The organism is Desulfotignum balticum DSM 7044, from assembly GCF_000421285.1.
GTDB classification, from domain to species: domain Bacteria; phylum Desulfobacterota; class Desulfobacteria; order Desulfobacterales; family Desulfobacteraceae; genus Desulfotignum; species Desulfotignum balticum.
Genome location: NZ_ATWO01000001.1, coordinates 3,922,099 through 3,946,551, shown reverse-complemented (window position 1 = coordinate 3,946,551; position 24,453 = coordinate 3,922,099). Strand labels below are relative to the sequence as shown.

Annotated in this window: 27 protein-coding genes; 5 read left to right on the top strand and 22 right to left on the bottom strand. The window is 53.0% G+C overall.

Going from position 1 to position 24,453, the window contains the following annotated elements; genetic code table 11:
* Window positions 1-32: 32 nt before the first annotated feature.
* The 7 genes from K365_RS0119775 to K365_RS0119745 all read right to left on the bottom strand — a co-directional run bounded on the left by K365_RS0119775 (window position 33) and on the right by K365_RS0119745 (window position 7,139).
* On the bottom strand, window positions 33-2,138 hold the full coding sequence (locus K365_RS0119775; RefSeq protein WP_084489917.1) for a TonB-dependent receptor: 2,106 nt from the start codon (window positions 2,136-2,138) through the stop codon (window positions 33-35).
* A gap of 15 nt (window positions 2,139-2,153) precedes the next feature.
* Window positions 2,154-2,969 carry a phosphopantetheine-binding protein gene (locus tag K365_RS0119770; protein WP_435050807.1) on the bottom strand — a complete coding sequence of 272 codons (816 nt, stop codon included), beginning with the start codon at window positions 2,967-2,969 and terminating at the stop codon, window positions 2,154-2,156.
* Between the two features lie 40 nt (window positions 2,970-3,009).
* A complete protein-coding gene (locus tag K365_RS0119765; RefSeq protein ID WP_024335969.1) occupies window positions 3,010-3,456 on the bottom strand; it encodes an AMP-binding protein in 447 nt (148 codons plus the stop codon).
* 35 nt (window positions 3,457-3,491) lie between these two features.
* Complete coding sequence (locus K365_RS0119760; RefSeq protein WP_024335968.1) at window positions 3,492-4,076, bottom strand: transcription termination/antitermination NusG family protein; 585 nt, start codon at window positions 4,074-4,076, stop codon at window positions 3,492-3,494.
* A 731-nt stretch (window positions 4,077-4,807) separates the two neighbouring features.
* Window positions 4,808-5,398: a TetR/AcrR family transcriptional regulator gene (locus K365_RS0119755; RefSeq protein ID WP_024335967.1), complete on the bottom strand. Its 591-nt coding sequence runs from the start codon at window positions 5,396-5,398 to the stop codon at window positions 4,808-4,810.
* Between the two features lie 21 nt (window positions 5,399-5,419).
* Complete coding sequence (locus tag K365_RS0119750) at window positions 5,420-6,763, bottom strand: MATE family efflux transporter (protein WP_024335966.1); 1,344 nt, start codon at window positions 6,761-6,763, stop codon at window positions 5,420-5,422.
* Between the two features lie 28 nt (window positions 6,764-6,791).
* Window positions 6,792-7,139, bottom strand: a complete 348-nt coding sequence (locus tag K365_RS0119745; protein ID WP_024335965.1) for an efflux RND transporter permease subunit — start codon at window positions 7,137-7,139, stop codon at window positions 6,792-6,794.
* A 192-nt stretch (window positions 7,140-7,331) separates the two neighbouring features.
* On the opposite strand from K365_RS0119745, the gene K365_RS28035 reads away from it, so the two are divergent.
* The gene (locus K365_RS28035) at window positions 7,332-7,475 is read left to right on the top strand and encodes a hypothetical protein (RefSeq protein ID WP_156887751.1); all 144 of its coding nucleotides are present in this window, start codon (window positions 7,332-7,334) and stop codon (window positions 7,473-7,475) included.
* Between the two features lie 7 nt (window positions 7,476-7,482).
* On the opposite strand, the gene K365_RS28840 is transcribed toward K365_RS28035, so the two are convergent.
* The 11 genes from K365_RS28840 to K365_RS28530 all read right to left on the bottom strand — a co-directional run bounded on the left by K365_RS28840 (window position 7,483) and on the right by K365_RS28530 (window position 18,148).
* A complete protein-coding gene (locus K365_RS28840; protein ID WP_245569214.1) occupies window positions 7,483-8,019 on the bottom strand; it encodes a Druantia anti-phage system protein DruA in 537 nt (178 codons plus the stop codon).
* The gene (locus tag K365_RS28835; RefSeq protein ID WP_245569213.1) at window positions 7,985-8,341 is read right to left on the bottom strand and encodes a hypothetical protein; all 357 of its coding nucleotides are present in this window, start codon (window positions 8,339-8,341) and stop codon (window positions 7,985-7,987) included. The genes K365_RS28840 and K365_RS28835 overlap by 35 nt, the downstream gene beginning before the upstream one ends.
* Window positions 8,342-8,570: 229 nt before the next feature.
* A complete protein-coding gene (locus K365_RS0119730; RefSeq protein ID WP_024335964.1) occupies window positions 8,571-8,930 on the bottom strand; it encodes a hypothetical protein in 360 nt (119 codons plus the stop codon).
* A gap of 322 nt (window positions 8,931-9,252) precedes the next feature.
* Window positions 9,253-9,666, bottom strand: coding sequence for a metal-dependent transcriptional regulator (locus K365_RS0119725; RefSeq protein WP_024335963.1), 414 nt, complete (start codon window positions 9,664-9,666; stop codon window positions 9,253-9,255).
* 232 nt (window positions 9,667-9,898) lie between these two features.
* Complete coding sequence (locus tag K365_RS0119720) at window positions 9,899-12,364, bottom strand: tetratricopeptide repeat protein (protein ID WP_024335962.1); 2,466 nt, start codon at window positions 12,362-12,364, stop codon at window positions 9,899-9,901.
* Between the two features lie 27 nt (window positions 12,365-12,391).
* The gene (locus K365_RS0119715; RefSeq protein ID WP_156887750.1) at window positions 12,392-13,189 is read right to left on the bottom strand and encodes an energy transducer TonB; all 798 of its coding nucleotides are present in this window, start codon (window positions 13,187-13,189) and stop codon (window positions 12,392-12,394) included.
* 2 nt (window positions 13,190-13,191) lie between these two features.
* A complete protein-coding gene (locus K365_RS0119710) occupies window positions 13,192-13,620 on the bottom strand; it encodes an ExbD/TolR family protein (RefSeq protein WP_024335960.1) in 429 nt (142 codons plus the stop codon).
* Window positions 13,608-14,243, bottom strand: coding sequence for a MotA/TolQ/ExbB proton channel family protein (locus tag K365_RS0119705; RefSeq protein WP_024335959.1), 636 nt, complete (start codon window positions 14,241-14,243; stop codon window positions 13,608-13,610). The genes K365_RS0119710 and K365_RS0119705 overlap by 13 nt, the downstream gene beginning before the upstream one ends.
* 5 nt (window positions 14,244-14,248) lie before the next feature.
* Window positions 14,249-15,688 carry a MotA/TolQ/ExbB proton channel family protein gene (locus K365_RS0119700; RefSeq protein ID WP_024335958.1) on the bottom strand — a complete coding sequence of 480 codons (1,440 nt, stop codon included), beginning with the start codon at window positions 15,686-15,688 and terminating at the stop codon, window positions 14,249-14,251.
* A complete protein-coding gene (locus K365_RS0119695; protein WP_024335957.1) occupies window positions 15,672-16,535 on the bottom strand; it encodes a DUF3450 domain-containing protein in 864 nt (287 codons plus the stop codon). The genes K365_RS0119700 and K365_RS0119695 overlap by 17 nt, the downstream gene beginning before the upstream one ends.
* 308 nt (window positions 16,536-16,843) lie before the next feature.
* Window positions 16,844-18,148 (bottom strand): DUF2325 domain-containing protein, encoded by a 1,305-nt coding sequence (locus K365_RS28530; protein WP_024335956.1) that lies wholly within the window; start codon window positions 18,146-18,148, stop codon window positions 16,844-16,846.
* A 174-nt stretch (window positions 18,149-18,322) separates the two neighbouring features.
* Between K365_RS28530 and wrbA the strand changes: the two genes are divergently transcribed.
* Complete coding sequence (gene wrbA, locus K365_RS0119680) at window positions 18,323-18,934, top strand: NAD(P)H:quinone oxidoreductase (protein WP_024335955.1); 612 nt, start codon at window positions 18,323-18,325, stop codon at window positions 18,932-18,934.
* Between the two features lie 59 nt (window positions 18,935-18,993).
* Here wrbA and K365_RS0119675 read toward each other — a convergent pair whose 3' ends face one another.
* Entirely contained in the window at window positions 18,994-19,368 is a 375-nt protein-coding gene (locus K365_RS0119675) for a Fur family transcriptional regulator (protein ID WP_024335954.1), read from the bottom strand.
* Window positions 19,369-19,536: 168 nt separating this feature from the next.
* Here K365_RS0119675 and K365_RS0119670 point away from each other — a divergent pair, with 168 nt between their 5' ends.
* The 3 genes from K365_RS0119670 to K365_RS0119660 are packed head-to-tail and all read left to right on the top strand — an operon-like array spanning window position 19,537 to window position 22,294.
* Window positions 19,537-20,487, top strand: a complete 951-nt coding sequence (locus tag K365_RS0119670) for a metal ABC transporter solute-binding protein, Zn/Mn family (RefSeq protein WP_024335953.1) — start codon at window positions 19,537-19,539, stop codon at window positions 20,485-20,487.
* An 11-nt stretch (window positions 20,488-20,498) separates the two neighbouring features.
* Window positions 20,499-21,563, top strand: a complete 1,065-nt coding sequence (locus K365_RS0119665) for a permease (RefSeq protein ID WP_024335952.1) — start codon at window positions 20,499-20,501, stop codon at window positions 21,561-21,563.
* Entirely contained in the window at window positions 21,554-22,294 is a 741-nt protein-coding gene (locus K365_RS0119660; protein WP_024335951.1) for a TIGR03943 family putative permease subunit, read from the top strand. Before K365_RS0119665 ends, K365_RS0119660 begins: the two co-directional genes overlap by 10 nt.
* A 67-nt stretch (window positions 22,295-22,361) precedes the next feature.
* Here K365_RS0119660 and K365_RS0119655 read toward each other — a convergent pair whose 3' ends face one another.
* Genes K365_RS0119655 through mobB form a run of 3 tightly spaced genes read right to left on the bottom strand, consistent with a single transcriptional unit; the run spans window position 22,362 to window position 24,352 of the window.
* Window positions 22,362-22,955, bottom strand: coding sequence for an HDIG domain-containing metalloprotein (locus tag K365_RS0119655; protein ID WP_024335950.1), 594 nt, complete (start codon window positions 22,953-22,955; stop codon window positions 22,362-22,364).
* A 30-nt stretch (window positions 22,956-22,985) separates the two neighbouring features.
* A complete protein-coding gene (locus K365_RS0119650) occupies window positions 22,986-23,858 on the bottom strand; it encodes a TP0624 family protein (protein ID WP_024335949.1) in 873 nt (290 codons plus the stop codon).
* On the bottom strand, window positions 23,855-24,352 hold the full coding sequence (mobB, locus tag K365_RS0119645; protein WP_024335948.1) for a molybdopterin-guanine dinucleotide biosynthesis protein B: 498 nt from the start codon (window positions 24,350-24,352) through the stop codon (window positions 23,855-23,857). The genes K365_RS0119650 and mobB overlap by 4 nt, the downstream gene beginning before the upstream one ends.
* Between the last annotated feature and the right edge of the window lie 101 nt (window positions 24,353-24,453).

Below are 24,453 nucleotides of genomic sequence, written 5' to 3'. Positions count from 1 at the left end.
CCTGTTTAAGCTGTTTTGGTGTGGTGAGGACATCAGAAACGGTAAATCAAGGTTGATCCGATGATTCGGGGCGCACCATCCTGGGCGGTGTGCCCGCCGAAGTAATACGACTTGGTGGTGAAATACGCTTCATCAAAGACGTTCTTGCACCAAAGGCTGATCTGGAAAGATTCTCCTTCAAATCCGAATTTAAGGTTGACCGTCTCGTGCCCGTCCACCTTAACCGTGTTTTTGGCATCCGTGTAATAATCCCCAACCCCCGTAACGTCGACCCTCCCGAAAAATCCCGAGAGGTGGTTGTATTGCAACCCCGCATTGAAGGTGTATTCAGGGGCATGGGTCAGATTTTTGCCTTCGAAGTCGAAGGTGCCGCCGGTGGTTTGCTCCGACTCCCATTCTTCAAATTGTGCATCCGCATATCCGATGCCGGCAAAGACCTGCCATCCGGGGAGCGGCCACGCCGCCATTTCCAGTTCAAAGCCTTTTGAAGAGGCTTTGGCCGCATTGGTGATGTTTCGAAGCGGCCCACCGTTTAAGTATTCCTGCACCTGTTTATCTTCGATATCGATGTAAAACACGGCGGCATTGATCATCAGCCTGTTGTCGAACCAGGTGGTTTTCAAACCTGTTTCATAGTTCCAGGAGAACTCGGGTTTAAACGTCAGGGTATCGGAACTCGAGGCAAAGCCATAATCATACCCCCCGGCGAGCATTCCCCTGGCAACCGTGGCATAGGCCATGGCAGATGCGTTGATGTCGTAAGAGACCGACGTCTTGGGCAGCCATTCACCATGGTCGAACCGGGCACCATAGGGGTCTGCAATCAAGTTCAAGGTTTGCTCCCCCTCGTACTCCTGGTAATCGTACCGTAGCCCCGCTGTCAGATGGAGACGGTCCCAAAGTGTGTAGGTGCCTTGCCCGAAAACGGCGAACCCGTCGCTTTCATAGCTCGTGAGATAGGTGGAACCGAAGTACTCGGCATGGGCATCCACCTCTTCCGTGAACCCGTAAATACCGGCAATCCATGTCAGCGGACTGGCCTCATCAGCGGAAGAAAACCTCAGTTCCTGGCTGTAAATCGTATCTTCGAACATAAAAATCTGATCCGGATAGACGGTCGGCCCGAACTCGCCGTCGTTGATGAAATCGGTGGAATAGTCGTTTCGGGTAGTGATGGACACCAGATTGTACGCAGTTCCTGAATAGTTGATACGGAGGGCCTGGCCGTTGTTTTTATCCGTCCATTCGTTGTTGCCGTCCCAGTTGATTTTGTAGCGATCGGATTGGGCCGGGCCGTCGATGTACCGAAGGTAACCGTATCCGTCATCAGTTTCGTATCCGTTGAACACCATAGTAATATCCAGGGGATCGCTTGGCTTCCAGCGAAGCTTTGCCTGTCCGTTTAGATGGTTGATGCTTGCAGCCTTATCATCATTGTCGTAAATGTTTTCCGTATACCCGTCGGAATTTTCATGTTGGCAGGAAACACCGAAAAACAGGGTGTCCTTAATAACCGGTCCGCTGACGGACCCCCCGGTCCTAATACGGAAAATTTCTTGATCCGGCGTATCGTAAAATGCGGGTTCCACAAATACTTTACCCGTAATTTCGTTGCCCGGCTGTTTCGTGATGATATTGACAGCCCCGGCTTCGGTATTCCGGCCGTACAAGGTGCCCTGGGGCCCCCTCAAAACTTCTACCCGTTCGATATCCAAAAGATCCGGGTTCTGCATAAACGTCAGCGGATATCCGATATCATCCACAAAAAGTCCAACCGGCGTGTTTAAGGCGACGGAATGGGAGGAAATTCCCCTGATGACCATCATATTTTGATTGACCACCTGTTGAGAATAGAGGTTGGGGGTAAAAAAACTTAGGTCCTTCACATCCGTTATCCCCGCATCGGTAATGAACATGTCAGATAAAATGCTCATGCTGATGGGAACATCCTGAACATTTTCTTCTCGCTTTTGGGCCGTCACGGTAATGGATTCGATCGATGTATCCTGCAGGGAGGATTCTCGCTGTGATGGTGAAGAGGATATTTCTTCTGCATGTCCAGTCTGTGCTGGGAAGGGAGAAAAAAGCAAAAACCATACGAGCAACATAAGGCCTTTCTTTTCCTTGAATTTCATCATATTCTCCTTTTCAGCTTATTGGTTTGGTGTAGTTCTTTGCAACTCAACTTTTTTCGTGATTGACTCATCACATCTGTTCGATAGGCATTGCCTTGTAAAAGCCTTCACATGGCCTGCCCAAGTGCGGTCTTCCTGACCGGATGGTTCATATACTTCCACTAAAATATTCTTGGAATTTGTCTCGGGCGGTTTGTCTTCCCGGCCCAGCCATTTGGAAAGAAAAACGATGGTGGGATAATTATATACACTGTCCGCAGGTACCGGCCGGCCCAGCAATGCGGACAAATCCTCTGTCATTTCCAGGGACATGATAGAATCAAGCCCATAGTAGACAAAGGATTTTTGGGAATCTATCATTTCAGGTGCCAGTCCAAGCTTCCCGGACACACTGGAAATAAGCCATTGTTCAATTTCCACCTGGGTCATCCCCCTTGACTGCCTGTTTTCGGACGGTGGTTTATCTTCCAATGCGGCCTGGTGGCTGTGCCAATCATCCACAATGCTTAATTCACCGTTTAGATAGGCATTTTTACAGGATTGTCTGCGAATTTTACCACTGGAAGTTTTCAGGATGGTGTTGGGTTCAATAAGAATGATGGAATGAACGGCGATTCCAAATTCCTGTGATAAATCCTGGCGTATTTTTTCGATGATTTCCCGTGTATTAAAGGTGTCTTTGGGCTGACTTTTTAATTCATTAATCACGACAAGGCACTCTTGCTTCTCCTGAACAACAGAGAATGCGGCCCCGTTCCCGGGACGCAAAGCCCCATGACTTTTATGTACTGCCAGCTCAATGTCCTGGGGATAATAATTCACGCCTCGAATCACAATCAGGTCTTGAGCCGACTGGAAAAAAAGAATTCTCCGTTCAATATGAACCCCAAATCTCCGGTTCGGAATCCCTGACGATATTCTTAATCACCTGGGATGTGGTAAGTACCGTATCGGCTTGTGAATCTTTTACAATTACCTGAAACCGTTCAAAATTTCTGACAAAACGTTTTGGGTCAAGGAAGTTGATAGGTACGGCAACAACGCCTGCATACAAACACCCCATAAAGGCAATGATAAAATCAAGACCCTGGGGATAAAGCAGCAATGCACGTTTAGGCGCAGTCGAATCCCCGTTTTTAAGCTGGTTAGCAATGGACTTTGCTTCCATATCAAGCATTTTGAAACTTAAATGGCCGGCCTCTTTTTCTCCGTCTTCCAGCCAGGTGAAAGCTCGGCGATCAGGGGCTGACTTTGCATATTCTTGGAACAAATCAGTAATAAGCGTCTGTCTGATGGATTTTTTATATAAAAAATTATTCATTCTTAGACCCCTTTTGATTATATCGGATTTTATGATTATTGGACGTTGGGAAGCGAGCGGGATATGATTTCAAGGCCAAGGGATACGTCGATCAGGCGATTCATGAACTTAATTCTTACTTTTGCCTTGTTCTTTCTCGTGTCAATAAAAAGAATTCTGCCCTTAAGCTGTTTCAACGGCCCATTGATGATCTGAATCTCTTCACCCTCCGTGACCATCCCTTTGGATAACTCGATGACCCCATCTTTTCCTGCGATTTCAAAAAGAAATCTCATTTCCTCTTTATTGGCCTCCAGATATTTTCCATTGGCCTTCACAGGATTGGCAATGAGCCTGGATTCGGCTTTATCGAGAGCCTTCAATGATTTTGCAATTTCCTTATAAAGAAAGATATACCCTGGAAACAGCGGCAGTTCTTTAACATGTTGTATCCCTTTCAGTTTATGAATGACTTTTCGGGAAGGAAGGTAGAGCTGAATTTCTGTCAAGAGAGCTTTAAGGGTTGAAACCAGTTTTTTTTCATATCCGGTGGTGGTCTGTATGGCATACCAGTTATGGTAATCGGTAGGGGAATGATCGATTTTTAGTCCACTTGTGCGGGTAACTTTTTTTTCCAACATAACCAAATCCGTTGAATCGTTGAGATTTTTTTGAGATTTGTCTTATTGCGACCAAAAGGGAAGCTTGCTTAATGAATTCAGGCAACCGCGAGGTTTGTTAAGGACAGTTCGATCTGGGCATATGCGTTGCCACCCCAAAATCTTATCATTGGGGATGATAATACACTCGAAATGAAACACTTTTCCGCTCTCAGGCAGACAGGTTTCTATATAATTCTCAACTTACATTACGCTCTATATAAAATGAAGTTATGTGTGTCAATCTTTTTTTTGCAAAACTTATATTTTTATGACTGTTACCATACGTCTATTGTTGATTGGCACGATCTCATCCCAAAAGGGAGACGGCAGGTTTCGGCGTTTTGTGTCCCGGGGATTTCAGATAGCCGTACAGGTTGTTGATGGAACGGAGGGAACTCTATTGTCCACCGGCCAATGCGCCAGACCCGTGGCCGCATTGGGGTGAGAGATGTCATGACGTCCATCCGGCAGTAGAAGCCCAGGGCTTTGAGGCTGTCCATATCCGGTGCTTCCCCGGATATAGCATCTTTTTTCCACTGTTCCAGGTGGTGGGGAAAGATCCCTTTTTTAGTTGAGGCGACATCTATCCTTGATACAGGGGGTCAGGCATCACATCCATCTTGCTGGCACAGGTACTTATGAATGCAGTCGGGTTTATTTTTTATGAAAAAAACTGTAAAAAAGTTAACGTATAATTTTTTCAATTTACATTACTCCTTGATGCTAGGACTAAGAAGCTCACCCTCTAAACGGTATGTCATTTTGACAAGACCCGATAACAAAGCAGAGTGCTCCTTTTGATAATCAGCCCCCATTAAAAACTCAAGCCATATCCCATCGGCCGCGTATCTCAGAACTTGCAGCATTTGGTCTGAATCCGTGCCGTGATGCACTCTTTGTTTTTCTTTCATCCACTCGTTATACATGGACTTTAAATGTGGCTCGGATAGGACGTAGAAGGCAAAGGATATCCACTGTTCTTCCTGCCCTGAGGCAACATCTTGCCGGATTGTATTGATATAAGCCCTGGTAAATCGCCCATATTCTACGGGATCTTCAGCCATCAATTTACTAAGTTCCGTATCCAGTTGGTCTATAAAATACCTTGATACAGCCTTGCTAAGTTGATTCTTGTTCTTGAAATGATGGAGGAGTCCTCCTTTGGTGACACCAGCCGCGTCAGCGACGGCCTGGATTGTGACAGCATTAGGGCCTTGCTCGGTGATGATTCGCGCGGCACACTCAATAAGCTTGCTCCGGACTATTTCAGGTTGTTTTTTTCGTTTATGAGCTGTTGACATAAGAGTTCTCCACTATACATATCAAAACAATTTATTGTGTGTTCTATAAATCAGCATGAGTGCAACTCCCAGTGTCAGCAACTCCGCCAGCGGGATTGCTGCCCACACACCAGCAATGCCCATAAATATCGGCAACACGGTGACGCCGATCAGCACGAATACCAACCCGCGCGCCGCGGAAATGATGATTGAAATCTTCGCTTGGCCCAGTGCGGTAAAGTAGGCGACGATCAGCACGTTGAGTCCGTTGACAAGAAATACGAAAGCGAAGAGGTGCAAGCCGTCAACTGAGATCTGGAATGCCTGGCTTTCGCTGCCGTCGAAGAACAACAGGACCGCATGCCCCCCAAACACCTGCAGCACGGTGAACAACATAACCCCGATGCCCATGTTGATCATTGCGGTAAAACGAAATAACCGCTTGACCCGCTGGTAGTTTCCGGCTCCGTAATTGTAGCTCAGCACCGGAATCAGGCCATCCGAAATACCAAGGAACAGCAATATACCCGTGAAGTTGATATAGTTGATGGCAGTGAAAGCGGCCACACCGTCGGCCCCCAAGATGCGAACTACGGTGAGGTTGATGATCAGGATGCTGACTGCGGAGGCCATTTCCGAAACGCCTTCGGATGAGCCGTTGTAAACGGCACGTCGCAAGAGCGGCATGTGAAAACGACCCTTTAACATCGACAGCCGCTGTTTGGGATTGAAGGTAATACTGCCGGAAATCAGCAACCCGATGGTGAAAGCGACACCGGTGGCCACGCTCGCCCCAGTATTGCCCCAGCCCAGCCCGATCACGAAGCAAAAGGTCAGCAACACATTGATCACCACGCTCAGCGACATGATGATCATCGAAAACCTGGGATGCCCTAATGCCTTCAACATGACGTCGGAATAAAAGCATAGGGTCAGTGGCAAGATGAACGGCACCAGCCCTTTAAAGTAGGCAAGGGAGAATGGCAGCAGCCGCTCGTCAGCACCCATCAGTTTGGCCAGCGGCTCAGCGAGCAGTAGCAGAAACACCGTGAGAATCAAGCTGATTCCAGCCAACGCTCGGAAGCCGGTAGACATCGCATCCTGGGCCTTGTCTAAGTTTCTGCGCCCCAGCTCCATACTGACCAGAACCTGGCTTCCGATACTGATGATCAGGGCCAACACCATGATGAAGCTGCACAGCGGCATTATGATGTTGATTCCTCCCAAAGCGTCCGGCCCCAGATGGTTTCCCACCACTACGCCGTCTACCAGGGTCTGCACGCCAAAAAACACCATCGTGACGACGCTTGGTAGCGAGTACTTCAGAAAGACCCTGCTGATCGGGCCACGTTCTAATAGATACCTGTTGTCTAAATTGCTTTTCATGGATAATTTTGTCCCTTAACCCTCCGGGTTAGAGGCGCGAGGCACGAGCGTCCGCCAGTTGTAACCGGTGGTGTGGTGTACTGGATGAATATCCACTGAAGGCGTACATAATTTCCGGTGCCATGTTGAGCTCCGCCAGAAAGTTGTTCAACACCGCCTGCAGTTCAAGCGGATCATCATCTCCGGTAGCCTGCAGGTGAATATCCATTCCATCACTGATGCCCAACCCTTCAATAGCCGGAGGTGTAAACAGGTTGATCTCAGCCCCCGGCACCGTCGAGAGGCGTGCCTTCAGTTCGGCCTGGCGTACCTGTACGATTGCCCGGTATCTCCTCTGGTCACTGAATAGAGGCATCCAAACTAAAAATGCAAACATACCGTCTGGATGGTTTCTTTGTCAAGAATCTTTTTTTCCATTTTTACTCAGCCAGGAAACGACCACACATTCCATTTCCGAGACTTCCATGAGCCCTTCGGTAGTAAGGCCTGAAACTGGTGCGAGTCTGGAACGGAAAGGTCTTTTTCGGGCTAAAGAAGATTTACGGCAGAAAAGCCGAGGGAGGTTCGGATGCTTGATAACAGCAATGTCGCGTCGGGCAAGAACAAGACCCTGCGCTGCGCTATTTACACCCGTAAGAGCCATGAGGAAGGGCTCGAACAGGAATTTAACTCGCTGGATGCGCAACAGGAGTCAGCTAAATATTCGGGTTAGTGATTATTCAGCTATTTTTCAGTAAATATTTGAATCTTTTCTCAAGAAGATACACCCACACATCTTTAATGGGCACACTTATTTTGCCGGCAATTCCAAGTTTTCCCCGGCCTTTGGTTTCTCCACACAATATCCAATTGACAGCCCTGTAAGATGTGCCTGCAAATCGATCTTTTTGCACAAAAGTCTCCATAAGAACGGGTCTTACATTATACCTTGTTTCCCAATCACCCGGGAGATGACGTGTTGTTAAAGATAGAATTTTTGATGCCATGTTTTTTGATTGAACCCAAGGTAAAATAAGAAACTTGGCGTTATTGACAATCAAGTATAGATTTTTCTTTCTTTGATCATGATTCCACCCGATAAATCTATCTTTTGATGCGGTCTGCCATGCTGCAGCACCAAAACCCGTCAGTGCGACAATTTGTTCTCCCGCCCTGATGAAATATCTGAGCTGAGCACCTGGTAAAGGAGTATATCCCAAATAATGATACCGTTCTATGTATTCATTCCACAAAGACGAGGAAGCTTTGGTGACCATCTGTAGGTGCAGGTTTGGCAGATGATTTACTGTACACACAACTGTTTTTTTGCGGGTCTGTCGCCGCTGTGAACTTGATTTTTTTCACAAACTTTTTCACATATGTCGGTTCAGGCAAGCGGATCAAACCGTCTTTCTCCATCCGCAGCATAGCAACCCGACAGGACATGTCCTTGAGTTTGCCATCCGGCTTCAGCCATTGGAGCCGGCGACATACTTCTCTGGAAAGCTTTGCCCGGGTGAATTCCGGATTGTTCGCTATGAGAGTTCGGATTTCTTCAAGTTCTTCGAAAGAAAGATCCCTTCCACAGTACCGGGTCATGATGTGTCAGGGGGCCTGGCAAGTACCAACCGACGCTCTTCACTCATTTCCCAGGGAAGAAAGGACGACAGGTCTTCTTTCAAATTCTATTTTCATGTATTCACCAAATTTCGAGCAAAAAAAGGAGAAGTACCCAAACCATTGTTTTATCAACGTTTGAAACGGCTGCAGAAAGGGGACCTGCAGCCGTTTCCAGTTGTGGGGGAGGGAAGTTTGGTCGGATATGGGGTCAGATTTCCGGCCGGCAGGTACAATCCGGGCAGTTGTTGGGGCAGGAACAGGTTTCAGCCCTGTTCTTCGGCTTATGAAGCATCCGGCATCCTTTGGGCATGATATCCCCGGCCCTGATGCCGGAGAAATGGATATTGGACCGGGGGACCTCTTTGGGCAGGTGAAAATCAAGGATCATCCGGCCGAATGCGAGTGCCCGGGTCAGCTGGTCCGTATCGATGAATACGGCTTTGTCGGGATCACAGTTCCGGGCGATGGTGTGGACCAGTTCAAATGCGGATGCCCCGTCAAAAACACCTTGCAGGTCAATGTGGACCGGGCCTTTGCCGCGTGTTTTGAGCTGAAAATTGGATTGCATAATGTCTCCTTGCGCCAGTGGTTATTTTGAAATCAGCTGATGATTTTGTTTATACCGGAACTGATTGTGAGCTGTCAAGAACAAAATTAGTCATTACTAAATTTTTTTGTTTGGTATGTTTGATTGTGACTCGTATTAAAATGGATCCAGATTCTGAGTCGGATTATCTGCCAAGCTTTATGCTGTCCGGATCAGTTTCCTGGCCATCCACACAATCCGTTGCCACACCCTGGTTTTCCGGAAAAGGCTTCCAGCATCGTGCATCGTTGTGCTAAAAAATTTATGATAGTGCTGCTCGGTACCGCATGATGTGATCGATTGCTCAGTCCAGAGATTCTTTCCGGTAAGGACAGGCATCCAGCGTGGCGATGAATGCCACAAATTTTCTGAACGACTGGCTGTCCATGGCATGTTCCATCCGGCAGGCGGTTTCGTCGGCGCTTGTTTCATCCACTTCCAGGATCCTGAATAAAAAATCTTTGAGTACTACATGGCGGTATTCAATCTTTTTCGCGATTTTTTCTCCTTTCGGGGTCAGAGTGACATAGCCGTAGGGTTCATAATTGATCAGTTTCTGGGCCGCCAGTTTTTTGAGCATACCGGTGACAGACCCCCGCTTGATATCCAGTCTTTCCGCAATGTCTTTGGACCGGGCCACGGTATTGAGAGTTTGCAGTGCCAGGATGGTTTCCAGGTAATCTTCAATATTCTCGGAAAGGGGGATGGTTTTTTCCATGTCTGCCTCCATTTTGGTATCCTGTTTTTATTATCGCCGGATGATATCATAAGTCAATCAAAAAAAAATCGCATACAACTAAAAATTCAATGGCCACAAAATTCATTTGGATTTTGTGGCATCATGAACATTTTTCCAAAGCCTGTACTCCAGCGTGATGGAATTTTCGGATATCCTGAAGAAGTGGGCCTTTGTATTGGAAAACTGATGTTGGGATTCCCGTAGGCTGTGGTTACTGCACGTGCGTGGCAGACTGGTCCGCTTCCGGCATCAGGGACTGGATGCCCCGGACATAGGCAAGGGCCTGGGAAGCTTGCCTGCGCAGGCCGGCATCTGCTTTGTCCCGGTCCAGGATGTTCTGGAAGAGCCGGGCCGCCGGTGCCAGTTTGTCCTGTTTCATCAGGGCATAGGCGGTTTTGAGCCGGACGGATGCGGTATCCGATAGATCCGCTGCCCGGGCATAGGCATGGGCGCTGTCTTCATACCGGTGCATGAGAAAGGCAATGTCTCCGACCGCCTCCCACCGGCCCGGGGTCTCTGCGGCAGCCACCGCGGAACGGGCCGCTTCCAGGGCCTCCTCATATAATTTTCCGCTGACGTACACATCCCTGATCCGGTCCCAGTCCTCCGGGCCGGGGGCGGGGCCGGCCGCTTTTCTGAATGCGGCGGCCGCCCGGGCCGGCACCCCTGCCATCTGGTAGTAGCGGCCCAGGGCGTTGAGGCTGTCCGTATCGCCCGGGTCCAGGTGAACAGCCACGGCCATGGCAGCGGCCGCCCGGGCATAATCAGCCTGTTCCCTGGCTGTCCACACGGCCAGCTTCCACGCTCTGGTTTCTCCGGGAAAGGCTTCCAGCAATCGGGACAGCACGGTGCCGGCCTGTTCAGGCCGTGCCAGTTCCATATTCAGCCGTACCAGGGATGCCAGCCATGCGTATTCCGGACCGGGTTTTTTGCAGATGAATTCCAGGACGGGTAGGGCCTTCCGGGGTTGCTGCAGTGCCAGCCACAACAGGGCCCCCCGGTAACAGAGTGCCAAAGGCTCCCCGGATCCTGCCAGCCGGGTCCGCTCCATGACGGACAGCGCTTCCTTGTGTTGCCGGGTTTGAATCAGCCGGTCGGCCAGGTCGATGAGCCACCGCTGCTCCACCGGATCCTTTGCCACGCTGAGGCGCAGCAGGGCAATGGTTTTATCCAGGATCCCGGGCCCTTCCCCGGCCTGGTGCCAGAGCATGGCGGCCCGGTAATAATGTTTGCCTTTTTTTGAAATGCCGGCGGCACGTTCCATGGCTTTGGCTGCATGGGGGACGTCTTCCAGAAGCAGGTGGGTATTGGACAACAGCACCAGCCATTCAGCTTCCGGTGCGGGTGTTTCGGCCAGAAGGACCAGAAGAGGCAGGGCCCTGGCGGGTTTGTCCGCCTGGAGCCAGAGCTGGGAGGCACGGAAATAATGGGTGTTCTTTTTGCTGATGGATGCGGCCCGCTCCATGACCGGGGCGGCCCGGACAAAATCGTCTTTCATAACCCAGGCATTGGACAGGGTTGCCAGCCAGTCCGCTTTCGGGGCCGGCCGTTTTTCCAGAAACAGCAGGGAAGACAGGGCCTTGTCCGGCTGGTTCAGCTGCAGCCGCATCACACCGGCCTGATAGGCATGGTCACATTTCTGACGGATGGCAAAGGCTTTTTCCATGGCCGGCGCTGCCTTGCCGATATCGCCGGACATGGCCCATGCCTGGGCCAGGGCCACAAACCAGTCCGCCTCGGGTTCCGGCAGATTGGTGAGCCGGAGCAGGTGCCTGCGGGCCTTGACCGGTTTTTCCGCCTGGAGCCACAGCACCCCGCCGGTGTACAGGTTTTCAGGGGCAGGGTCCTGTTCTACGGCCCGGTCCATGGTTTCGGCTGCATTTGCAGGCTTGTCCAGGGTCATGTAGGTGTTGCACAGCAGCAGGAGCCAGTCGGTTTTGACGGTTTTCCGCCTGGCCAGGGTCTCCAGCAGCTTCAGGGCGTTTCGGGGCTGGTCCGCCTCCAGCCACAGCCAGGCGGCATGAAAATAAAGGTCGGGGTCATTGCCTGCCCGGGCCGCCTTTTCCATGGCCTGTGCGGTTTCTTTCTTTTTTTCCAGCATGCCCAGAACATTGGACAGGGCCACCAGCCACTCGGATTTGGGGGCATTGTGTGCTTCCAGCTTCCGGAGAAGGGACAGGGCGTTTTTCGGGGATTCAGCCGCTATCCAGAATACGGCTGCCTGGAAAGTCAGGTCCGGGTCTTTGGCCATTTCTGCGGCCTTTTCCATCACCGGGGCTGCTGCTCCGGCGTTCCCGGCCTCGTAAAGGGCATCGGCCAGAAGCTGGTGCCCCTGGACAAAGCAGGGAGCCTGGGCCACGGCTTTTTTCAGATGGGGCACCGCTTTTTTGAATTCCTTTGCCTGGTAGTGGAAAAAACCGATGTCATAGTCAATATAGGCAAAGGAAGGGGTGGGGCGGGCCTTGGCAAATGCAGACAGGCTTTGGGCTGCTGCCGTGTACATTCCCTTTTCGGCCAGGGCTTCCGCCGCAATGACCGCTTCATGGAAGTCGGCCGGCAGGGCGGCCTCGATCTGGGGACAGGCCGGGGAACTGCCGGCCTGACCGGCAGGGGATACGGAAAAGAGGCACAGCACCAGCCATGCGGTTGATAACATAGTAAAATGGATGGTTTTCACGTTTGTCTCCTTACAGGGGCGGCCGGTTTATTCCAGCTCGAACCGGATACTGGTTGTGATCCATGTTTCCACATCTTTGCCGTCTTTACTGCCTGGTTTGAATTTCCATTTTTCCAGGGTTTTCATGACAGTCTCGTTAAAAATATCCGGGGGATCCGCCTCCAGGATGGCCAATTCCCGGACAGCCCCGGATCGGTCCACCAAAAACCTGACTGCCACATTCCCCCGGATGCCCAGGCGTTTGGCCCGGTAGGGGTAAACCGGGTTGACCAGGGAGATCCGTTCGGGCTGCCGGTCCAGTTCATCTGAATTGAAGCGGATCTTCGGCGGGGGTGCCTTGACAGGAGCGGTGGGCCGGGCCAGTTTCCCGGGTACGGGAGCCTTGGCAAAGTCCCGCTTGAACCTGGCCGGCCCGGGACGAACTGCCACGCCTTTTACCGATACCGGGGTGAGGGACGGGGTTTCAAAGCCCGGTATTTGTGGCTTTACAGACGCAAGGTCCATGGGTTCCGGGGCCAGCCGGTCCGGGGGCGGGAGCTCGGACAGTTCGGGCGGCGGTAATTCCGGCAGCTCCGGCGGCGGCGTATCGATTTTTGGTTCCGGCGGCGGGGGCGGTTCCGGCGGCGGCTCATGTGCCTGTGCCGGTGGTTCCATAAACGGTTCAGGTACCTGGGCGATCAGGCAGACATGCCGGGCCAGAAAATCCCGGTGTTTAGCGGAGGTATGGTGCATGAGCGCCAGAACCGCCATGCCCAGAAGAAAGCCTGTGGCCAGCAGCATCCCCTGGCGGAAAAAGCCGGTTTTTGACGACAGGGCCATATCCATTTTCATTCCCCCGGCCGGGTCGCGGAGACGGCCACATTCCGGGCCCCTGCCAGCCGGCACTGGTCGAGCACCGCCACCGTCCGGGCCGTGGGGCACGCCCCGTCCGCATCGATGATCACCCCGCCGTCCGCGTTTTCCATGAGAAAAATTTCCACAAGGCCCCGGACCTGCCGCAGGTCGGTCTCCTGGCTGTCAATAAAGATCCTGCCGTCCGGGGTGATCCCCACCACCATGCCTACGGCTTCCCTGGACTGGGCCGTGACCGCCTCGGGTCGGTTCACCTCCACCCCGGATTCCCGGACAAAGCTGGCCGTCACCAGAAAAAAGATGAGCAGGATGAATATCATGTCGATCAAAGGCATCATGTTGATTTCCATATCATCGTCTGAAATGGGGCCGTCCGGACCGTTTCTGCTGCCTATTCTGTGCATTTGCGCCATTCCTTTTCAAGCCATTGGGTAACGACCCGTTGAAAGATCAGGACTTCCTGATGGATGGCCCGTACCCGCCGCCGCATGACCTGGCCGGCCAGCAGGCCGGGGATGGCCACCAGCAGGCCGGCCTGGGTGGTGATCAGGGCTTCTTTGATGCCCGATGCCATGGCCTGGGCATTGCCCGTGCCGAAAAGGCCGATGACCCGGAAGGTCTCCACCATGCCGGTGACGGTGCCCAGAAGCCCCAGGAGCGGGGCTGCCGCCGCAAGAACCATGATGGTGGAAATGTGGCGGTAAAAGGTCCGGGTCTGGCGCCGCACCGCCACCTCGAAAAACAGGCGGTCCGGCTCTCCGGTCATGACACGGCATTCCCTGAAGTGCCGGTCCAGGAAAAAGGCCAGTATCCCGGCCTTGGGACAAGCGATCCTGGGTACCCGGCCCTCCTTTGATTCCAGAATTTCCAGGGCCTGCTTCACCGGCAGGCTGTTGCGCCGGACCCGCAATATCCAGTCGGCCTTGAGGATGATGAGTATCCACATCCAGACCGATACAATAACGATGGGCAGCATCACCGGTCCCCCGGTCTCCAGGATTTCCCATATCCATATCAGAGGTTCCATGGATGTCAGGCCTTTGTGCCGGAGCCGTTGGCCGTGAATTTGAGCAGGGCGGCCATGAGGGCCAGGCCCTTTTCTTCCATATCCCGGGCCAGGAAATGGGCCCGTCTTCCCAGAAAGGCAGCCACCATCATCACGGGGATGGCCACGGCCAGACCGGCCTGGGTGGTCACCATGGCTTCACTGATACCGCCGGCCATGAGCCGGGGATCACCTGTGCCGTGGGTGGTGATTACCTGGAAGGTATTGATCATGCCGGTGACGGTACCCAGCAGTCCCAGAAGCGGGGCCACGGCCGCAGATACCTTGAGGGCGGTGAGAAACCGTTCCAGCCTCGGGGTTTCCTTTAAGATGGCCTCGGACAGGGCGCTTTCAATAACGGTGCCGGCCTGTCCCTTCAGCTCCAGCCCGGCCATGAGTACCCGGCCGGTGGGCCGGTTCCGGTGGGGCAGTGTGGTGTCCAGTGCCCCTTTGAAATCCCCCCGGGCCACAAGATCCGTGACCCGGGTCATGAGGTCGTCGGTGTTGTGGCGAACCCGGCCCAGGAAAACCAGCCGCTCCAGGGTCAGCACCAGGGCTACCAGCCCCACCAGGAGGATGGGAATCACCAGGATACCGCCGCTTTTGAGTTGGTCAACCCAGCCGACCTGCCGGGAAAGCTGCTGCACGGCAATGCCGCCGGAAATATCAATGGGAACCTCCCGTGTTTCGCCGGAAATAAACCGGTCCAGGGCCCGTTTGGTCAGAAAAGGCGGGGCCGCACTCATCACCAATCGGCCGGAAGCCGGAGACAGGGACAGGTAACCGGTTTCATCCCCTGTGCGGTGGACGGCTGCCATATGCCCCAGCCGGGTGATGTCCGCCTGGACGGTTTCGCCGCTCCGGTCCAGTACAGGCCCGGTATACCGGTTCCGGGTCCTGGATGCGGCAATGTCCCTGAAGCAGAATTCAAACAGGGCTTCCAGTTCTGCCATGCCCGGCCGGGTATCTTCAGACAAAATGGATTTCAACCTTGCCGGGTATTCAGGATTTTCCGCACTGACCGGGCTTTTTTCCGCCCTGCCCAGCAGGTTCCGGGCCGTATCCCGTATGATGATTTCCAGTTCTTCTTTCCGGGAAAGCCTGGCTGAAATATCTTTTTTCAAGGCGTCCCGCCGGCCGGACAATTCCCGGAGCATGGCCTCGCCAAAGGCCTGTTTCTCCCGGGCTTCTGAAAGCGCGGTTTCCAGGTCCCGGATCTGCCGGGCCAGTTTCGCCCGCCTGTTTTGTATCTCTTCTGCCGTTGCCAGCCGGGCCTGTCCGGAAGCGGCGTGTTCAGCATCCACCGCCCGGGCCGCGTTATGGAAATCCCGGGTCGATGATGCCCGGGCGTACCCGGCCAAAAAGCACGGGACCAGTACGACCAGGGCCAGTATACCCAGGACGGGAGTCTTAATTGTGTTCAGCACGGTTCCCTCCGTTTGTCGGTTCACGGCCTTCCAGGCTGTTTCCTTCCGGGCCGGTTTCGTTGGTTTGGGCCGGAGGCAGGTCCAGGGGCAGTCGGCTCAGGCCGATAAGGCGGATGCCCTCGGCCATTTCCACGGCTTCCATAAGATCCCCGGCCGATCCTTCCAGCGGTACGAACCGGGCCCTGGCCCGGTCCCATGCAAACCCGGTCCGGTTGTCCAGGGTAATGGCAAACAGGCCGATACGGCCCACCCGCAGCAGTTTGACCTGCCGGAATCCGCCGTCTGTCTCGATCTCCTGTTCCTCGACCCCGACGGTATGCCCCAGATCCACCTCCCGGTTCAGGGTGTCAAGCACGGCCCGGGTTTTGGTCAGCAGGTCGGCATCGTAGTCATCAAGGACATGCCGGGTCCGGGCAATGGTTTCCCGGCGCCGGTCCAGGGCCGCCGGAAGGTCTGACAACACCAGAATATCGAGCCGGTCCAGGGTGGTGTCCAAGACGGGTAGAAGTGCCGCCTCCATCTTTTCGATTTCAGCGGCCTGCTGATTCAGGCCCGCAATTTTCTCCTCCAATGACCGGATATACCGGGTATTTTTTTCCTGCTGCCACCGGGCTTGTTTGAGCCGGGCGGACAGGTCTTCGATGCGGTCCAGCATTTCCTGTTCTTCCGATGCCCAGTCTTCCATCAAATGCTGGGTTTCAACGTCAATGCCCACGGTTTTTTCCGCGGTTTTCCTGACCCGGGATGCAGAGGGGACATCTGCCTGGGCGGCCGATGGTGTCTCTGCCGGCCCGGCCGCCATCATGAACAGCATCACAAGACCGGATATATATAAAAAGCCACGCACAATAAATATCCTCCTGAGTTACTATGTTTATTTATAATAATAATGTTAGTTATAACTTATAACAAAAAACAATATCATTATCAGAAGATAAATTCAATGCTTTGAATATAAAAAATTCTGATCAATTATCTAAAAATCGGACAATGCCCTTTTGCTGATGTCGGTTCTACCCCGAACGGGAAAAAGAATGCCCTGATCCGGAAAAAAGTTTCCGGTTAAGGCTCATGGTCATCAGATCTAACCGTTTCAGGAAGAGAATCACGGAAATGGTGACAACCCGGAATTCGGTTTTGAGCTTGAACATGGCATCAATTGAGTGTCACGGTGCTGTCCGGTTCGAACAGGGCCTGGGTCACGGCGGAAAGACTGGAGCTGCTCAGAATTTTCAGGGGTTTGTTGTGCCGGCTGCACAATTGCTTGACTTTCCGGCAAGCGGTGTGGCTGTTACAGTTCACCGGACACAGCACCAGGTCGCATCGTTTGACCTTGGCTTCCAGGCCGGCGTTGGCGTTTTTCATGTACCCGTCATGATAATGAAACTCGCCCCCGGCGTTTTCCACCACATTTTTGTAAAAGGCCCGCATCTTGGTGATGCCGCCCACCAGGAAAATGCGTTTGGCGCACAGCCGGTACCGGCTGCAGTGATCCTTGTTGCAGTGGACCCGGGCGCAGTGATCGCAGGAACAGCTGCCCTGGTCGCAGGAGGATCTGGCGCAAATGGTCTCGGAGCAGGCGGCACCAGAGAGGGCAGAACCTGTGGCATTTTCGGCCGGATGGGGACAGGGTGGGGTGCCGGAGGGCCGGAGAGCAGATATCAGGGACTGGAACTCTTTTTTGATCAGTTCCAGCTCACTTTGATGGCTGAACAGCTCAATCTGAAGGGCTTTGTGCTTTTGCATCAGCGCCTGGTGCGCGGTTTGCTCCAGGGCAAGGTCCGCAGTCAGGGCCTGGATTGTTTTCTCGAACTGTTTTTTTTCAGCATTGTTTTTGGCCTGGGTGGCAGTATCCGGTTGCAGCGTCTGCACCTGGGCAGCCAACTCCCGGTTCCGGGCTTCCAGGTGCCCGATGGTTGCGGCATCCGCTTTACGCGCTTTGCTCATCTCCTTAAGTGCCCGGGTTTTATCGTTCAGTTTTCTCTTTTCCCGGTCAAGCCGTTCCGTCATGCCGGCCACCTGCCGGCGGATGGTGAAAATCTCGGTCATGTTGGCATGTGATTGCATGTGGACCTCGCCGGCGATGTCCGCCAGCAGTTCCGGGCTGGTTTTTTTGTGGGAGACAATGGCGTAGAACAGCGGGCCCACATCACCGGTTTCAAGGTGCTTTGCCCACAGGGTCCGGATTTCGGGTTCCGCCATGCCGGCAACCCTGGCCATCTGTCCGGCGGACTGAGTCCGGATGAAGTTGTTCACCTTTTGGGAGACATTATTCTCACCCCCCAGCTTGAGCATGATTTTCTGGTGGTATTCATAGGGTTTCATGGGCTTGACATCATAGCCGCATTTTTTCAGGATGGACCGGTGTTTTTCCACAGTGAGCATGGCCCCTGCCACCGGGCATTTTAAAAAATCCGGAATTGCCCATATGGGTAAAAACCGGTGTAAGGTGTCTGACATGATAGTTACCTCCATGGTTGGATTGAGATGAATTTCACAGAAACATATTATAACAAACAATAATCTGTCAACAAAAAAATGTTAGCTTTAACTAAAAGATATTTATTATTGACAAACCGTTATTGCATCATATTTTTAGTGTTAATTCTTATCATCTGAGAGGAGAATCTTGTTATGAAAATTCTGGTTGTGTTTTATTCCATGTATGGTCATGTGTATGAAATGGCCCAGGCGGTTGTCGAGGGCGCAAAAAAGATACCGGGTGCTGACGTGGACATCCGGCAGGTGCCTGAAACATTATCGGATGATGTTCTGGAAAAAATGGGCGCCATAGAGGCAAAAAAAGCGTTTTCCCATGTGCCGGTGTGTGCGGTGGAAGAGCTGGAAAAAGCAAATGCCGTCATTTTCGGCACTCCCACCCGGTTCGGCAACATGTGCGGGCAGATGCGCCAGTTTCTGAATGCGACCGGTCAGCTGTGGGCCAATGGGTCTCTCATCGGCAAGGTGGGCAGTGTGTTTGTGAGTTCCGCCACCCAGCACGGGGGCCAGGAATCCACCATTCTGTCTTTTCACACCACGTTGCTGCACCACGGGTTTGTGGTGGTGGGGCTGCCGTATTCATTTCAGGGACAGATGCGCATTGATGAGATCACGGGGGGGTCCCCCTATGGCGCATCCACAATCGCCGGTGGAGACGGGGCACGGATGCCATCTGAAAATGAACTGGCAGGAGCCCGGTTTCAGGGCAGGCATGTGGCGGAAATTGCGGGAAAACTGGTGGGTTGACCGGCACGTTCTGGCGTGGAAAGACCGGCATCAACAGGCCACTGCCTGATTTGGCCGGGTCAGCGGCCTGCACACCGGTCACAGAGTCCTGACAAAAACACGTCATGGCTTTGAACTACAAATCCGTCCGGCACGATTTGCTCTTGTTTTAACGCACACCCGGGCAGGTCCATCACGCGGTTGCAGGCTTTGCAGTGAAAATGGTGGTGATGGATTTTGTGCGCCCGTTCATACCGGGTACCCAAGGACGGATAATTGATTTGCTTGAGCCACCCGGCTTCAAGGAGCTGCTTGAGGTTGCGGTAAACCGTTGCCTGGTTTAAAGAGGGGACGATCCGGCTGCCGTAATCCAGTATTTCCGAAATGGCCAACAGCCGGTCCTGCTGTTTAAAAACCTGCACAATGGCCCGTCTCTGGGCAGTTTGACGTTTCATATCATTCACCTCGGTTGGCAATATATCCGAACTGTTACCTCTTTGCAAGGTTTACACTAAAGTGTTGACAATGATTCAGGAACATCCTATTAATTGCAAATGCATTCTCATTTGCATTGACCTGCTGATGCCGGCGGCTGATTCAACTTAAAATATAGGAGGCTAAAGATGCATGTTAAATCTCTTTTATTGGCAGTCTTGGTGGTATTTTTGACAAACACCGGCCTGTTTGCCGAAGAAAAGTTGCAGATTTTTGTCAGTATTCTGCCCCAGAAATATTTTGTGGAACGGATCACCGGTGATCTGGCAGAGGTGTCTGTGCTGGTGAGCCCTGGCAAAAGCCCGACCACTTATTCGCCCACCCCGGCCCAGGTCAAAACATTGGCCAGTGCCGATGTGTATTTCAGAATCGGGGTGTCGTTTGAAAACGGTTTTATGCACAAGATCGCGTCCATTGCCCCGGGTATCCGGGTGGTGGATACTCGAAAGGGAATCGCGCTGCGGAAGATGGAAGGCCATATCCATGAAGAGGACCATCAGAAGACTCACGGGCACGCCCATGACGGCAAAACAGACCCTCACCATGAAGGTGAGGAGGACGAGATTCACGACCATGCGGACATGTCGTCCGGCAAGGATCCCCACATCTGGATGAGCCCGATGCTGGTAAACCAGCAGGCCGCCACCATGACCGAAATCCTGATCGAACTGGCCCCGGTCCATGAGGCCAGGTTCCAGGAGAATTATGAAGCGTTCTCCCAGGATCTCAACCAGCTCCATGAGCGGCTCAGAATCATCCTGGAACCCATGTCAGGGGGAAATTTTTTTGTGTTTCATCCGGCGTTCGGTTATTTTGCCGATGCCTACAGCCTGAACCAGATCCCTGTGGAAACCATGGGCCGATCCCCCAAGGGAAAGGAATTGTCCGCCATCATCAAGCTGGCCAGGCAGGAAAAAGCCCGGGTGATTTTTGTCCAGCCCCAGTTTGACCAGCAGTCGGCCCGGAAAATCGCGGAAGCGATTGACGGCGCGGTGGTGTCCATCAATCCGTTGGCCCCTGATTACCTGGACAACATGGTCCGCATGGCCGATACCATTGCCACGGCCCTGGCCCGCTGAAGCATCGTCCCGTGAAATCGGATACCACCCCGTTCCCCATTGCAAAGGATTTGCCGCCGGTCCGTTCCGGGGCCATGAACATCGGCCCGTATGTGCAGATTTATTTTCTGGTGTCCGCCATCCTTATGGCGGCCTTTCATGTCCGGTCCGAGGCGTTTGTCACCTTTTCTTTGATTTTCTGTGCCATTGTGCTGGAGGCGCTTCCTTTTATGCTGCTGGGAACCATGCTGGGCGGATTTGTGGAGGTGTTTGTTTCCCGGGAGCAGCTGCTACGGGTTCTGCCAAAGGAAAAACAGCAGGCTGTGGTGGTATCCGCTTTTCTGGGTATTCTTTTCCCGGTCTGTGAATGTGCCATCGTACCGGTGGTCAGAAAATTCATCCAGAAGGGCATGCCTTTGGGATCGGCGGTGGCGTTTCTGCTGGCCGGACCCATTGTCAATCCCCTGGTGTTTTCTTCCACCCTGGTAGCCTATTCCTTTGCCTGGGAGGTGGCGTTTATCAGGGTGTTTGCCGGGGTCTGGATCGCCATGATCATCGGGTTGATCATAGATACCTTTGTGTCCAAGGAAGAGGCACTGGTGCCCTTTTTCAATGCTGCCGCCTTCGGATGCGGGCATGCCGGGTGTTCCCACGACCATGGATCAACGGCTACTGGGTCCTTTGTCGAAAAAATCAGGGCTGCCCTGGTCCACGGGGCCGTGGATTTTTATGACATCGGCCGGTTTCTGATCATCGGGGCTTTTGTCGCGGCCGCTCTCCAGACCCTGGTGCCCCGGCAGGCGATTATGTCCGTTGCCCAGGGCCCCGTGGCGGCCATCCTTGTCATGATGGGTCTGGCGGTGGTCCTGAACCTGTGCAGTGAGGCGGACGCATTTATTGCCGCCTCGTTTCAACCCATAGGTATTTCCTTCTCCGCCCAGATGGCCTTCATGGTTCTGGGTCCCATGTTGGATATCAAGCTGGTTCTCATGTACCTGGGGGTATTCACCAGAAAAATGATCCTGTTGTTGGTTTTTCTGGTCTGCGTGTCGGTGTTTCTGGCCATGGCCGTCCTGGAGCTGCTCCAATGGGTCTGAAACGAATCAGCGGGCCAGTGGTGGTTCTGGCGGTCTGGATCATGGCATTGGCATGGCTGCTGCACGAAGACCGGTATCAATTATTTCTGAATCCGAAGTTCGGTTTTCTGATCTACATCAGCCTGGGGGTGAGCCTGGCTTTCCTTGTCAGTCTGCTGGCATCGGACCGGCCGGTGTTTCCTGAAACCGGCCATCTAGTCAAGGGGTTGATCCTGGCGCTGCCCATCGTGTTCATGGGGGCGGCCGGTGAACAAACCTTAGGCAGTTTCGCCCTTTCCAAGCGGATGGTGTCACCGGTCCAAAAGACCGGCCCCAGCCATTCTGTTCCCCCTGATTCGATCCTTCCCGGCGCGACTCCCGAAGAATCCGTGGCAGATCCGGCCCAGCAGCAGATTGCTGAGATCTCCATGGGGGATCTGGTGCGCAACTGGCACCGATACAACGGCAGGTACATCCGTGTGGAAGGCCTGTTTTCCCCCACCATTGAAGATTATGAACATCTGTCGGCCGTATTCCGTTATTTTATCGTCTGTTGCGTGGCAGATGCCTTGCCGGTGGGGGTTTTTATGGAAAGACCCGGGGACTTGGACCTGAAAGCCAATGACTGGGTCCGGATTTCCGGCCGGGTGGTCATGAAGCAGCTGGATGGTTATGACATCTTTTTCATGGAAACACCGGCTGTGGAAAAAACAGACCCACCCTCAACAACCTCCGCCTATATCTTTGAATGACCTGCGTGCAGCCACAGTTCCAACGGGCCATAAGCATAGCCTCCAATGAGCCAAATCCCGGGATCGGTCAGGCAGCCGGGTCGGGAACATTCCCCCGGAGTCCAATCTGGTAAGCCACAGGCTGCATGCCGGCAATCACTTCGGTGATCAGATCGGACAGGTCCATGTTCAGCATTTCTGCGCCCTTTTTGACCACTTCCCGGTCAACCCCGGCGGCAAACGCCTTGTCCTTGAATTTTTTTTTCACGGATTTGGTCTTGAGATCCAGAATGCTTTTGGACGGCCGGACCAGGGCCGCACTGGCCACAAGCCCGGTGAGTTCATCAATGGCGTACAGGGTTTTCTCCAGGGGGGTCCGGGGTTCAACATCCGTGCAGATGCCCCATCCATGGCTGATGACCGCCCGGATATATTCTTCAGGCCAGTGGTGTAATCTGAACAGTTCCACACATTTATGGCAGTGTGCGTCCGGAAACTGCTCATAATCCAGGTCGTGCACCAGACCCACAACCCGCCATTTTTCCGGGTCTTCTCCGAATTTTTCTGCAAAATGGGCCATCACTGCTTCCACGGCAAGGGCATGGCGGATCAGGCTGGGTTTCTGATTGTATTTTTTCAGCAGTTTTAATGCATCGTCCCGGTTCGGAATAAAATCTGTCATAATCAATCCTTGGATTTTTTTGTATGAATGTCAGTTGCCGGTCACAAAAATGACCCGGCATTGTTTTAAAAACAGATGCCGTTCTGTGGATTGTTCTATCTGTTTGGCATCCGCCGTGCTGATGACAATGGCGGTATTTTCTTTTCCGGATGTTCTGAGCCCTTTGATCACCAGCGGATGACTGCCCACACGCGGGTCCTGCAACGCATTGTCCATGGCACACATATATTTACAGACACCATGCTGTACGGCAAATTCACGGCTGATGAACACGGCGGAATAAATGGTTCCTCCCTGTTCACTGACAATGACCGGGTAGAGCACGGGATCGAAATTCAGTTTCCGGACGTCTAAAATCAGCCCGGTGTAAGGGATCTTTCCGGATTCCTTCGGGGTTTCGGAGAGAATGTCCGGATTGATTTTCGGAATCTGCCGGATCTCATCCGGTAGAACCAGTTGTAGAAAGCCCCCTAACAGCCGGGTCCGGACCGTTAATTCCACATCCAGGGCCGATGTGTAATACTGGCGGATGATCACGGCATCCCGGGCCGTTTTTTCAATGCCAGCCATGATGTCATCGTTTCCGGCTGCAAACTGCCCGACGGTCAGATCATTGTATATGGTGATCTGCTTGAGGATTTCGATGAGCCGGCGGTTGGCATCGGCCCGGGCAGCCCCGGGATCGGCTTCATGAATATTGTCCGGGTTGATGATGGGGGCGGCCTTGCCTGTGACAGTGACGGTTCCGTTTGTCCAGTTGATGGTCCCCTGGTCCAGGGACGTCATGCAATGATAAGATTCCATGTCTGTGTCACCCAATGCCGATTCTGTCTGGTTGATGATTAAAAAGCAAATCCAGACCGTGACACAGACCCGGCCCAGGGTATGCACCAGCGCTTTCATGGGTGATTCAGATAGCGTTTCTGGACAAATGTGGCCATGGATCCGATATCATTTAATCCGAAAACAGGGACGGATGGCGTCAGCGTCGTGTCGGTGACCAATGCGATCAGGTCGGGGTGATCCAGGAATAACGGATGATCATGGGGGCCGTCCATCCGGAAAATTTCGATTTTGGGTAATGGCTGGCGTTTGAATCCTTCCGCCAGAATCAGGTCCATATCAGACAGATACGACTGCATTTTTTCAATGTCAGGCCGTGGGTCATCTTTGACCATGGCGATGTGTTGATCCGTGACCAGCAGGGTTGTTTTTGCACCGGCCTGTTTATGCCGCCAGCTGTCTTTTCCTTTTTGATCCAGGTCGATGTCGTGGTGGGTGTGCTTGACAGACCCGATGCGGTAGCCTCTTTGGGTGAGTTCAGTGATCAGTTTTACCACAAAGGTGGTTTTTCCGGCATTGGATTTTCCGGCTATGGAGATAATGGGCGGTTTCATCGGCGCGGCTTCTTTGTGAACAAGGGTTATTTTTGTCTAAAATAGATCTCATGGCAGGGAAAGTCAAGGTCTGTGGGATCGGCGGTGTCCGCTTGTTTAGG